This is a genomic window from Burkholderia sp. AU27893 (assembly GCF_002223205.1).
Taxonomy (GTDB): domain Bacteria; phylum Pseudomonadota; class Gammaproteobacteria; order Burkholderiales; family Burkholderiaceae; genus Burkholderia.
In genome coordinates this window covers 316,433-328,717 of the sequence record NZ_NKFD01000003.1, presented here as the reverse complement: position 1 = coordinate 328,717, position 12,285 = coordinate 316,433, and the positions used below count along the sequence as shown (strand labels likewise).

Here is a 12,285-nt window from a genome sequence, read left to right as displayed (position 1 = left end):
CGCGGGCCGGCGTCCCTCTCTCTCCGTCGTGCCCGCGTCACTTCTTCCACCGCTCATCACCGAAACACGTTCACCGCCTCCACCAGCCGCGTCGCCTGCTGCTTCAGGCTCTCCGACGCCGCCGTGCTCTGCTCGACCAGCGCCGCGTTCTGCTGCGTAATGTTGTCCAGGTGCACGACTGCCTGGTCGACCTGCGCAACCCCGGTGCTCTGCTCGGCCGTTGACGAGCTGATCTCCGCGATCAAATCCGACACGCGCTTCACCTGCGTGACGATGTCCTCCATCGTCTTGCCCGCGCCATCGACGATCCGTGCGCCCGATTCGACCCGCTCGACACTCGCGCCGATCAGCGTCTTGATTTCCTTCGCCGCATTCGCGCTGCGTTGCGCAAGCGCCCGCACCTCGCCCGCGACCACCGCGAAACCGCGCCCCTGATCGCCGGCCCGCGCCGCCTCCACCGCGGCGTTCAGCGCAAGGATGTTGGTCTGGAACGCGATGCCGTCGATCACGCCGATGATGTCCGAGATCTTCCGCGAGCTGGCCGTGATGTCGTTCATCGTCGCGACCACCTCGCTCACCGCCTGCCCGCCGCGCTCGGCCGCGTCGCTCGCCGATACCGACAACTGGTTCGCCTGCAGCGCCGTCTCCGCATTGCTCGACACGGTCGCCGTCATCTCGGCCATCGACGCGGCCGTCTGCTGCACGCTCGTCGACGCCTGCTCGGTGCGCGCGCTCAGGTCGTTGTTGCCCTGCGCGATCTCGTTGCTCGCGCGCTGCACGTTCAACACCTGTTCGCTGACGTCGTCGACGAGCCAGCGGAACATCAGACCGAGCTGGTTGATCGTGCGCAGCGTCATGCCGATTTCGTCGACGCGATTCATCCGCACGCCGCTGCGGCTTTCGCCGGTCGCCACGCGCAGCGCCTCGTCGCGCAACTGCATCAGCGGGCGCGCAATCTGTGCATCGAGCCACAGCGCCGCGGCAGCCGCCGCGCCGGCCGTCACACCGGCAAATGCCGCGAGCCCGCCGCCGGCCAGCCCGCACGCCCAGCCACCGGCCACCACGACCGGCGCGAGCACGCACAGCGACGCATGGAGCCGCGCGCGCACCGACATCGTCTGGAACAGCGACGTGAATCCGGCCACGCCCTTGCGGACGATCAGCCCCTTGTGAAAATGCCGGTTGCCGGCGTGCCCTTCACGGAATTCCTTGTAGAGCGCCTCCGCGGCCGCGATCTCGTCGCGCGTCGCCTTCGTGCGCACCGACATGTAGCCCTTCGGCTGGCCGTTACGCATCACCGGAATCGCATTCGCGCGCACCCAGTAGTGATCGCCGTTCTTGCGGCGGTTCTTCACGAGCGCGGTCCACGGCTCGCCGCCCTTGAGCGTCGCCCACATGTCGGCGAACGCCTCCTTCGGCATGTCCGGGTGGCGCACGACGTTGTGCGGCTGGCCTTCGATCTCTTCGGGGGAAAATCCGCTGACCTGGATGAAGGCCGCGTTCGCGTAGGTGATGTAGCTGTTCGCGTCGGTGGTCGACATCAGGGTCGCGTCATCGGGAAAATCGAATTCGCGTTGCGTGACGGGCTGGTTGTTGCGCATGGTGTGGGGCTCCGGGTAACGGATCTTGCGTCCGCTTGTCGATTGATTCGAGACGCCGCGCATGACGGCCTGTCCGCATGCACGTTGGTCTTACCCCTGCGCTTTCGGCAAATTCCACGAAAACATTATGGTGTATTCGGGAAAATATGCATTAGAAAAGCATTATCTTGTTTTTACCGAAAACATTGTTTATGGATGAAACTAAACACCATGACTGGCAACGGTTTGGTGGATATTCATCTGACGATTCAACGTAATTCGCCTGAATTGATCCAAATCAAAAACGTGAAATCCTGAATACGAATATTTCTCGTTTTCCGCATTTTCAATGAATCGAAAAATCTGAACGCGCATTGCGCGCGTCAACCCGGATGGTTTGATTTGGCGCGCACATCACGTGCGCGCCCCGACGATCACCGGAACACGTTCACCGCATCCACCAGCCGCGTCGCTTGCTGCTTCAGGCTCTCTGACGCCGCCGTGCTCTGCTCGACCAGCGCCGCGTTCTGCTGCGTGATGTTGTCCAGGTGCACCACCGCCTGGTCGACCTGCGCAACCCCCGTGCTCTGCTCGGCCGTCGACGAGCTGATCTCCGCGATCAGGTCCGACACGCGCTTTACCTGCGCGACGATATCCTCCATCGTCTTGCCCGCCTCGTCCACGCGCCGTGCGCCCGATTCGACGCGCTCGACGCTCGCGCCGATCAGCGTCTTGATCTCCTTCGCCGCATTCGCGCTGCGCTGCGCGAGTGCCCGCACTTCACCCGCGACCACCGCGAAGCCGCGCCCCTGTTCACCCGCGCGTGCCGCTTCCACCGCCGCGTTCAGCGCAAGAATGTTGGTCTGGAACGCGATGCCGTCGATCACGCCGATGATGTCGGCGATCTTGCGCGAGCTGGCCGTGATGTCGCTCATCGTCGTGACAACCTCGCCCACCGCCTGCCCGCCGCGCCCCGCCGCCTCGCTCGCCGACATCGCGAGCCGGTTCGCCTGCAGCGCGGTCTCCGCGTTGCTGTCGACGGTCGCCGTCATCTCGGCCATCGACGCGGCCGTCTCCTGCACGCTCGACGCCGCCTGCTCGGTGCGCGCGCTCAGGTCGTTGTTGCCCTGCGCGATCTCGTTGCTCGCGCGCTGCACGTTGTGCACCTGCTCGCTGACGTCGTCGACGAGCCAGCGGAACATCAGGCCGAGCTGGTTGATCGTGCGCAGCGTCATGCCGATCTCGTCGACACGGTTCATCCGCACGCCGCGCCGGCTTTCGCCGGTCGCGACGTTCAGCGCCTGGTCGTGCAGCCGCTTCAGCGGACGTACGATCTGCGCATCGAGCCACAGGCCGGCCGCCGCCGCCACGCCGACCGTCACGCCGGCAAACGCCGCGAGCCCGCCGCCCGCCAGCCCGCATGCCCAGCCCGCGCCAACGACCGCCGGCGCGAGTACGCATAGCGCCGAGTGCACGCGCGCGCGCACCGACATCGTCTGCGACAGCGACGCGATGCGCAGCAGCCCCGTACGGATCACCAGCCCCTTGTGGAACCGGCGCTGGCCGGCCTTGCCTTCGCGGAACGCGCGATACAGCGCGTCGGCGGCCGCGGACTCGTCGTGCGGCGCCTTCGTCCGCACCGACATGTAGCCTTGCGGCTCGCCGTTTCGCATCACCGGAATCGCGTTCGCACGCACCCAGTAGTGGTCGCCGTTCTTGCGGCGGTTCTTCACCAGCGCGGTCCAGGGCTCGCCGCGCCTGAGCGTCGCCCACATGTCGGCAAACGCTTCGCGCGGCATGTCCGGGTGGCGCACCGCGTTGTGCGGCTGGCCGACGAGTTCCTCGTTCGTGAAGCCGCTCACCTGCGCGAACGTCGTGTTGGCGTACGTGATGATGCTGTCTGCGTCGGTCGTCGACATCAGCGTGACGTCGTCGGGAAAATCGAATTCCTGGTGGGTAACGGGCTGGTTGTTGCGCATGCAAGGCTCCGAAAAGCGGATCTGACGTCCGCGTCGCGCTGACTTCACGCTCAGTAGCCGAAAAACGGTTTATCGCTTTACGACGGTCTTCACTTACTGTCGGCATATTGGGGAAAAACCTTACCCTTTGATCGCATAAAATATTCAATTCGGCGGCCGCCATGATTTCGATCAAATAATCCGGCAATATTCGCTGCGCGCGTTCATCCACATATCACGCCGCACCGCCCAGCCTGGCCGCACGGCACGCCGACGCCGCCGGCCGTTGCACGCGGCGAAACGATTCCGTCTATCCTGCTCCATTCAATCGGTATTCGAATTCGATGAAAAAAGCATTGCACGAACTGAATCGGCTGTCCTGGAATACGGCGACAGTCGCGCATAACAGTCATAAAGGCGATCAGGCTGCATTTTTCCGCGCAGGCGGCTCGACGCTCTTCCCGGAAGAACGCGAACTGCTCGGCGACGTCAGCGGGCTGCGGCTGCTGCACCTGCAATGCAACGCGGGGCAGGACACGCTGAGCCTCGTGCGCGACGGCGCGGACGCGACGGGCGTCGACATCTCCGACGAAGCGATCGCCTTCGCACGGCAACTGTCGGCCGACGCGGGCCTGCCCGCACGCTTCGAGCGCGCCGACGTGCTCGACTGGATGCCCGAGGCCGCCGCGCGCGGCGAGCGATTCGATCGCGTGTTCACGTCGTACGGCGCGATCTGCTGGCTGTCCGACCTGCACGCATGGGCCCGCGGGATCGCCGCGCTGCTCGCGCCCGGCGGCCGTTTCGCGATGGTCGAGTTCCATCCGTTCGCGCTGTATTTCGACGAACACTGGAAGCCGCACTACGACTATTTCAAAGGCGATGCGACCGAGGAGCCGGCAGGCGTCGGCGATTACGTTGCCGCATCCGGCACGGGGCTCGGCGCGCAGCACGACCATCCGGGCGTTGTCGATTTCGCGAACCCGCATCCGAGCTACGAGTTCATGTGGGGGATCGGCGAAGTCGTGAACGCGCTCGTATCGGCGGGGCTCGCGATCGACCGCCTGACCGAATATCCGTACGCGAACGGCTGGAAGGGCTTCGACGGCATGCGCGAGCTGGACGGCCGCCGGATGGTGCCGCCCGATCACATGCCGCGCCTGCCGCTGATGTATGCGATCGCCGCGCACCGGGAGGCCGCATGACGCGCCGCACCGCCGCCGAACGCGACGCACTGTCCGCCCGCCTGCTCACGCGCGACGACGTGCCGCTCGTGTGGACCATCGACCGGCGCGAGATCATCGAGCACCTGTACGTGCTGCGCGATGGCGCGCTGCATCTCGTTCCCGATTTTTATGACGTCGCAGGCTGGCCCGACGGCGAAGCCGACCACTACACGCCGATCCTGCTCGACTGCCACGATCGCGGCGGCTGGTGTCTCGGCATGTTCGACGGCGCGCGGCTCGTCGCGGCGGTCGTCGTCGACAGCCAGCCGCTCGGCCCGCACGGCGACATGCTGCAGTTGAAGTTCCTGCACGTGAGCCACGACTGGCGCGGCTGCGGGCTCGGCCAGCAGCTCTACCGCGCGGCCCGCGAGCAGGCACGCGCGATGGGCGCTGCGCGCCTGTATGTGTCCGCGACGCCGTCGCGGAACACGATCGACTTCTACCTGCGGCTCGGCTTCACGGTCAGCGCGTCGCCCGACCCGGCGCTGTACGCGCTCGAGCCGGAGGACATTCATCTGGAAGGACCGACGGCCTAACGCACCGGCGGGCGGGTGAAGCGTGGAATTTCCCGCTTTGCCATGGCCGCCATCGGCTATCGCCGCATCACGGAGAGCGAAATTGCAGAACGAAGCGCAGCCGCAAGCCATACCGAAGATCCTCGTCAGCCTGTGCGTGATCGGTCATCCGGTCCGTTACAACGGCTCGGCCAAAACCGCCGCGCACGAGGCGCTCGAACGGTGGCAGCGCGAAGGGCGTCTCGTGCCCGTCTGCCCCGAACTGGCCGGCGGCTTCAGCGTGCCGCGCCCGCCCGCCGAAATCGCCGGCGGCGAATCGGGGCAGCGGGTGCTGGCAGGCGCCGCGCGCATCGTCGACGTGAACGGCACCGACGTGACGGCGCCGTTCGTATCCGGCGCGCACACCGCGCTGGCCCTTGCGCGCGCACACGATTGCCGCTTCGCGATCCTCGCCGACGGCAGTCCGTCGTGCGGCAGCACGTTCATTTATGACGGGAGTTTCGAGAACCGGCGGCACGCGGGCGCCGGTGTCACGGCGGCGTTGCTGCGCGAACATGGCATCGAAGTGTTCGCGGACACCGAGATCGACGCGCTCGATGCGCGCCTCAAGGAGTTGTCGCAGGCCGGTTAACGACGATGCGCGGCACGAGAACCTCGTGCCGCGCATCCATTCGAATCGGACGAAGCGGCGCGTGCGCTGCCGCTTCGCCGTGTGACGCAGGTCAGACGCGCTCGATCGCGATCGCGATGCCCTGGCCGACGCCGATGCACATCGTGCACAGCGCAAAGCGGCCGTTCGTGCGATGCAGCTGATACATCGCGGTGGTCACGAGACGCGCGCCCGACGCGCCGAGCGGATGGCCCAGTGCGATCGCGCCGCCGTTCGGGTTCACGCGCGGATCGTCGTCGGCCACGCCGAGCATGCGCAGCACCGCGAGACCTTGCGACGCGAATGCCTCGTTCAGCTCGATCACGTCGAACTGGTCGATCGTCATCCCGAGCCGGGCGAGCAGCTTCTGCGTGGCCGGCGCGGGGCCGATGCCCATCACGCGCGGCGCGACGCCGGCCGTCGCGATCCCGAGCACGCGGGCGCGCGGCGTCAGGCCGAAGCGCTTCGCGGTTTCCTCGTTCGCGAGCAGCAGCGCGGCGGCGCCGTCGTTGACGCCCGACGCATTGCCGGCCGTCACCGAGCCGTCCGGGCGCACGACGCCCTTCAGCTTCGCCAGCGTTTCGAGCGACGTCTCGCGCGGATGCTCGTCGCGCGACACGACCAGCGGATCGCCCTTCTTCTGCGCGATCGTGACCGCGACGATTTCCTCGGCCAGCGTACCGTCCTGCTGCGCGCGCGCGGCCTTCTGCTGGCTGCGCAGCGCGAACAGATCCTGGTCGGCGCGGCTGATGTCGTAGTCGACCGCGACGTTCTCGGCCGTCTCCGGCATCGAATCGACGCCGTGCAGCTGTTTCATCAGCGGATTGACGAAGCGCCAGCCGATCGTCGTATCGTAGATGTCGGCCTGGCGCGCGAACGCGCTCGCGGCCTTGCCCATCACGAACGGCGCGCGCGTCATGCTCTCGACGCCGCCCGCGACCATCAGCGCGGCCTCGCCGGACTTGATCGCACGCGCGGCCACGCCGACCGCATCCATCCCGGAACCGCACAGGCGGTTGATCGTCGAACCGGGCACGCCCTGCGGCAGCCCTGCGAGCAGCGCCGACATGCGCGCGACGTTGCGGTTGTCCTCGCCGGCCTGGTTCGCGCAGCCGTAGATCACGTCGTCGATCGCCGTCCAGTCGACGTCGCGGTTGCGCTCGACGAGCGCCTTGAGCGGCACCGCGCCCAGGTCGTCGGCGCGCACGCCGGACAGTGCACCGCCGTAACGCCCGATCGGCGTACGGATCGCATCACACAGAAAAGCTTCGGTCATCAGTGTCTCCGGTCCCAGGACAGGCTGGGGGAATGAACAGGGCGCGCCCCTTGCATTGCCCGTCGGGATGCGCTTAAATGTTCTATATACGAACATAAGATCGTGTACCGAACGTTCACCGCATCATAGGGAGTGCGGGGACGACCTGTCAAGCGTGCGGTCCGCCGCGCGGTTGGCGTGTCAGGCCCCATGCGCTATCTTCTCGGCTGCACGATATTCCAGGCGCTCATGACAACCGAAGACACTCAGACGAAACCCGGCGACTCCTATGTCCAGTCGTTCGCGCGCGGCCTCGCGGTGATCCGCGCATTCGACGCGGCCCGTCCGGAGCAGACGCTCACCGAGGTCGCCTCGGCCACCGGGCTCACGCGCGCGGGCGCGCGCCGGATCCTGCTCACGCTGCAGACGCTCGGCTACGTCGAGGCCGACGGCCGGCTGTTCCGGCTCACGCCGAAGATCCTCGAGCTCGGCTTCGCGTACCTCACGTCGATGCCGTTCTGGAATCTCGCCGATCCCGTGATGGAGCAGCTGTCCGCGCAGATCCACGAAAGCTGCTCGGCGGCCGTGCTCGACCGCACCGAGATCGTCTACGTGCTGCGCGTGCCGACCCGCAAGATCATGACGATCAACCTGTCGATCGGCAGCCGGCTGCCCGCGTACTGCACGTCGATGGGCCGCGTGCTGCTGTCCGCGCTCGACGACGCCGAGCTCGACGAGACGCTCGCGCAAAGCGGCATCCGCGCGCATACGCCGCGCACGATCACCGACCTCGGCGAACTGAAGGCGGCGATTGCGCAGGTGCGCCAGCAGGGCTGGGCGGTGGTCGACCAGGAACTCGAAGTGGGGCTGATGTCGTTATCCGCGCCGATCCGCAACCGGCGCGGGCAGATCATCGCGGCGATGAACATCAGCGGCAACGCGCAGCGGCATACCGCGAAGCAGATGGTGAAGGAGTTTCTCGGGCCGCTGCAGCAGGCCGCGCAGACGGTGTCGGAGCTGGTGGCGCGGCGGGGGTGAGTACAAGCCGCCACGCACGGCGACGATGAAGCCGTTGCCGCCCTGCTGGTTCTTCGACGTGGGCGGAGCGGCAACGCTGTGGGTATCGTCGTCAACACTGCGCCGGCAGAGATGGCGCTCCGATGCAGACCGAGACACTCCGCCAAGCCGACGCGGCCGCCCGTATCGGCGTGCTCCGCTATCTTCGGAGCGGCCTGACGCGAGACTCCAGCATGCGCCGCGTGTTCTCCAACTCTCGTTGCAACAACTCCGCATCCGGTAGCACGGTTCGATAGTTTGCTGCCATGACCTTGGTGGGCAAACCCTCTAGCGCATACCGCGCAAGTGCGTGTCCCTTGTCGGCGCAAAGGATCAGACCCACCGGCGGGTTCTCGTCAGGAAGCGTCCAGTGCGCCTTGGCGTAGTTGCAATACAGGTGCATCTGGCCCACGTCCGCGTGGGTCAGGCTGCCGAGCTTCAAGTCGACGATGACGAGACAGCGCAGCCGACGATGGAAGAACAGCAAGTCCACCCGATACCAGGTCTGGTCGATACGCAACCGGCGCTGACGCCCGACAAAAGCAAACTCCTCGCCGAGCTCGATCAGAAGATCTTCCAGCCGCTCGATCAGCGCACCCTCAAGGTCGGACTCCGAGTACTCGTCCTTGAGGTCCAGAAACTCCAGCACATAAGGGTCTTTGATCGCGTCGTCGGGCGTGACGGTGTCCGCCGGCTTGCGTTTCTCGCCCTTGACCAGCATCGCGGCCTTGTCTCGGGACAGCGCCGTGCGTTCGTAGAACTGGCTGCCGACCTGCCTGTCGAGCTGGCGCACGCTCCACCCGCCGCGCAGGGCTTCGGCCTCGTAGAACTGGCGGTCCTGGTCGTCCTTGACCGACAGCAGCCGCACATAGGCCGACCACGGCAGCGTGAAGCACTGTGCCAGTTCGTCGAGCCGCCTCGGGTGGACCGATGCCGGGGAAGATTCGCCAGACACTGTCTGGCGAATTGGCCAGGTCACGAAGAACGACCGCATTTGCTGCAAGTTCTGGCGACTGAACCCGCGACCGAACCGCCCGGTGAGATCGTTCGCGAGGCGCTCGATCAACTGCTCGCCGTATCCTGCGCGCCGCCTTCCCTGCTGCTCAGCCTCGACGATACGGCGACCAATTTCCCAATAACTCGCCGTCATCAGCGCATTGACCTTGCGGGCCACCGCATGGCGTGCGGCCTCGAGCAATTCGACGATGCCACTATGGACGTCGGCATAGCCGGCCGGCACGACAGATCTTTTCGCGGTTGTCATAGAAAGCGTCCTGTTGCCCATGCGATCCCCTCCGCGGAACACGGAGATGACCGCGCAACACAATTTAGTGACGGGACAAGACTCGGTCTATCTGACACGAACGAAAATACGCTGCACCTGTATGCGAAGCAGACGGTGAAGGAGTTTTTCGGGTGGCTGCAGCAGGCCGCGCAGACGGTGTCGGAGCTGGTGGCGCGGCGGGGGTAAACAACGAAGGCGCGGAACACGTCAGCGCGTGTTCGGCGCCGCGCTGCGTGGCCTGATCTGCAACTGTGCCCGTTGCATCGCTTGTTGCAGTCGCTCCGTCAGCACCGCTCGCGGCGGCAATGCCGTCAGGTACTCCGCAACGTGGATACCGGACTTGTCCAGTTCCAGCAGTTCAATCTGCTCTGATTTCTTTCCGGTGCAGAGGATGATTCCGAGGGGCGGCGCTTCATCCGCCTCTCGCTCGTGCCTGTCGAGCCAGCGCAGATACAGTTCCATCTGCCCCTTGTACGCGGCCTTGAACTCGCCGACTTTCAACTCGACCGCGACCAGCCGCCGCAGCTTCCGATTGTAGAACAGCAGATCGAGGTGGAAATCCTCGTCGTCGATCTGGATGCGCTTTTGCCGGGCGACGAAAGTAAAGCCTGCGCCAAGCTCCAGCAGAAAGGACTCCATTTCACGAATGATCGCGGTCTCGAGGTCGCCTTCTTGCCACGTGTCGCGCAGACCGAGGAAATCGAGAATATAGGGATCGCGCATGATCAGGCTCGGCGACATGCGTTGTGCATCCCGCATCGTTGCCAGTTCCTCCGCAATCAACGCATCCGGCTTCCGTGAGAGTGCCGTGCGTTCGTACAACATCGAATCGATACGCTCGCGCAGCGTCCTGACGCTCCAGCGTTCCACGCTGGCCATCTGCGCGTAGTAGTCACGCTGGCGCGGGTCCTTGAGCGGAACCAACGCAACGAAGTGCGTCCAGCTCAATTGTCGTATCAGCGATACGACAATCCGCTCGTCCGGAAACGTGACCGCAAATTGCACCATGCGACGAAGATTCTTCACGGCAAAGCTGCTGCCATAGTCTTTCGTCAATTGCACGGCCAGCGTGGGAAGCACCTCCTCACCGTAGTCGGCCCGTTTTCCCGCCAGAACCCGGATATGAACGAGTTGACCGATGCGCCAATAAAGCATCGTCAGCTCGCTGTTTACTGCCGAGGCGGTACGCTGTCGCGCAGCGTCGATCAATGCCCGGATGTCACCCAGCAGCGTTTGCGTCGCGACTGGCGACGCAACGACAACCTTGCGTCGGGTCATGCTGTTGCCTCCTCGATATGCCGCCGACCCGCCATTGTTCGGTGCCTGCTAGCCACCGAATCGACTACGCCGACATCGGCCCAGCGCCGGACCGGCATCGCAGTGAAACGAAAAACGGGCAGCATCGCTGCCCGCACACGCTGATTACCTTGCAACGTTCTGCTCACCGAACCCGGAGCAAAAGCCGAGTCACCCAATTTAGTCACGCGCAAAAGCCCGGTCAATTTGACGAGAACGAAACTGCGCCGAGCTTGTCGGACACCGCGCCGCGCACGCGACGAACGGCGCCCCCTTGCGTACCGGCATCGTGCTCATCACACGTCCCAGTGATGCACCGACCGTCGCCACACTCAAAACAGATGATGAATCCCGGCCACGATCGCGAGCTGCCGCTGCGTGCCCGACGCACCGATCGCGAAGATTGCGGCGCGCGCCGCCGCACTCCCTGTCGCCTGCTGCGCAACCGCATGCAGGTAGACCTGCGTGCGCTTCGACAACGCATACACGTCCCCGAGCGAAGCCGACAGATAGCGGCGGCCGATGAACGACGTCGTCGACATCCCGCCGGCCACCGCATTGGCCGGTGTCGCCTGCCACGCGGCGCCCGCATCGAACGTGCGATACGAATCCGTCTGCGCGCCGGCCTTCAGCCGCACGTAGGTGTACAGCGCGTGCAGCCGCACGTTGCCCCAGTCGTAGCGAGCACCGATGCCCGCGTTCTCGACCTTGTCCGCCACGTACGACAGTGCCGGACGCCCCTGGAACGTCGACAGGCCGAGGCCCGCGGTCGTATCGCCGAGCATCGGGCCGAGCGCGCGGTCGTGCTCGTTCACGTACGCGGCAGCGAGCCCGAACGATCCGTTCACGTAATCGATGCCCGCTCCCGCAATGCGTCCGCTCGAGAAATTGCCGGGCACGCCGCCGAACCCGAGCAACAGCCCGACCCTCAACCCGTACAACGCGGGCGAGCGGTATTTCACGACGTTGCTCTCCTGCGCCGACGTCGTCTCGACCAGCCCGTCGAGGTTGCCCGGGTGGGCCGCGAGCAGGTTCGACGACTGAAAGCCGTTGCCCATCGGCGCGAGCCAGTCGTAGTTGAACGCGGTCTGCTGGCCGAGCGTGATCGTGCCGGCCCGCTCCGACGACAGCCCGACGTAGGCCTGCCGGTTGAAGAGCGTACCGCTGCGCATCAGCGCGCCCGTGTTGGTCGCGAAGCCGTTCTCGAGCCGGAACACCGCACGCCAGCCGGCGCCCAGTTCCTCATTGCCGAGGAAGCCGATGCGGTCGGGCTGCATCACGCCCTGCAGCATCGCGGCCTGCGGGCTGCCCACGCGATTGTTCACGTACGCAACGCCGGCATCCAGGCTGCCGTACAGCGTCACGCTGCTCTGTGCATGGGCAGCGCTTGCGGCCGCTGCATTCAATACCGCGAAAGTCATGGCCGCGCGGCGGCGGCGTGCCGACGTCTGCATCGGAGTCTCCTCGT

10 protein-coding genes and 1 pseudogene are annotated in these 12,285 nt (G+C 65.6%); 5 read left to right on the top strand and 6 right to left on the bottom strand.

All coding sequences use genetic code 11. From position 1 onward, the window contains the following. Positions 1-56 precede the first annotated feature (56 nt). On the bottom strand, positions 57-1,601 hold the full coding sequence (locus tag CFB47_RS19595; RefSeq protein WP_089461997.1) for a PAS domain-containing methyl-accepting chemotaxis protein: 1,545 nt from the start codon (positions 1,599-1,601) through the stop codon (positions 57-59). Positions 1,602-2,014: 413 nt separating this feature from the next. Beyond that, positions 2,015-3,559: a PAS domain-containing methyl-accepting chemotaxis protein gene (locus CFB47_RS19590; RefSeq protein ID WP_089461996.1), complete on the bottom strand. Its 1,545-nt coding sequence runs from the start codon at positions 3,557-3,559 to the stop codon at positions 2,015-2,017. A 323-nt stretch (positions 3,560-3,882) separates the two neighbouring features. On the opposite strand from CFB47_RS19590, the gene CFB47_RS19585 reads away from it, so the two are divergent. The 3 genes from CFB47_RS19585 to CFB47_RS19575 all read left to right on the top strand — a co-directional run bounded on the left by CFB47_RS19585 (position 3,883) and on the right by CFB47_RS19575 (position 5,907). Further along, positions 3,883-4,740 (top strand): class I SAM-dependent methyltransferase, encoded by an 858-nt coding sequence (locus CFB47_RS19585; RefSeq protein ID WP_089461995.1) that lies wholly within the window; start codon positions 3,883-3,885, stop codon positions 4,738-4,740. Continuing rightward, positions 4,737-5,297, top strand: a complete 561-nt coding sequence (locus CFB47_RS19580) for a GNAT family N-acetyltransferase (RefSeq protein WP_089461994.1) — start codon at positions 4,737-4,739, stop codon at positions 5,295-5,297. The genes CFB47_RS19585 and CFB47_RS19580 overlap by 4 nt, the downstream gene beginning before the upstream one ends. Before the next feature lie 82 nt (positions 5,298-5,379). Beyond that, on the top strand, positions 5,380-5,907 hold the full coding sequence (locus tag CFB47_RS19575; protein ID WP_089461993.1) for a DUF523 domain-containing protein: 528 nt from the start codon (positions 5,380-5,382) through the stop codon (positions 5,905-5,907). Between the two features lie 91 nt (positions 5,908-5,998). Here CFB47_RS19575 and pcaF read toward each other — a convergent pair whose 3' ends face one another. Continuing rightward, positions 5,999-7,201: a 3-oxoadipyl-CoA thiolase gene (gene pcaF / locus CFB47_RS19570; protein ID WP_089441529.1), complete on the bottom strand. Its 1,203-nt coding sequence runs from the start codon at positions 7,199-7,201 to the stop codon at positions 5,999-6,001. Positions 7,202-7,429: 228 nt separating this feature from the next. Between pcaF and CFB47_RS19565 the strand changes: the two genes are divergently transcribed. Further along, positions 7,430-8,218 (top strand): IclR family transcriptional regulator, encoded by a 789-nt coding sequence (locus CFB47_RS19565; protein ID WP_039367952.1) that lies wholly within the window; start codon positions 7,430-7,432, stop codon positions 8,216-8,218. 178 nt (positions 8,219-8,396) lie between these two features. On the opposite strand, the gene CFB47_RS19560 is transcribed toward CFB47_RS19565, so the two are convergent. Continuing rightward, on the bottom strand, positions 8,397-9,521 hold the full coding sequence (locus CFB47_RS19560) for a YhcG family protein (protein ID WP_256946716.1): 1,125 nt from the start codon (positions 9,519-9,521) through the stop codon (positions 8,397-8,399). 102 nt (positions 9,522-9,623) lie between these two features. Between CFB47_RS19560 and CFB47_RS42065 the strand changes: the two are divergent. Beyond that, positions 9,624-9,707 (top strand): annotated as a pseudogene (locus CFB47_RS42065) (IclR family transcriptional regulator); the annotation flags it as partial. Positions 9,708-9,728: 21 nt separating this feature from the next. Here the strand turns inward: CFB47_RS42065 and CFB47_RS19555 are convergent. After that, entirely contained in the window at positions 9,729-10,799 is a 1,071-nt protein-coding gene (locus tag CFB47_RS19555; RefSeq protein WP_089461992.1) for a YhcG family protein, read from the bottom strand. Between the two features lie 350 nt (positions 10,800-11,149). Beyond that, positions 11,150-12,271 carry a porin gene (locus tag CFB47_RS19550; RefSeq protein WP_089461991.1) on the bottom strand — a complete coding sequence of 374 codons (1,122 nt, stop codon included), beginning with the start codon at positions 12,269-12,271 and terminating at the stop codon, positions 11,150-11,152. Positions 12,272-12,285 lie beyond the last annotated feature (14 nt).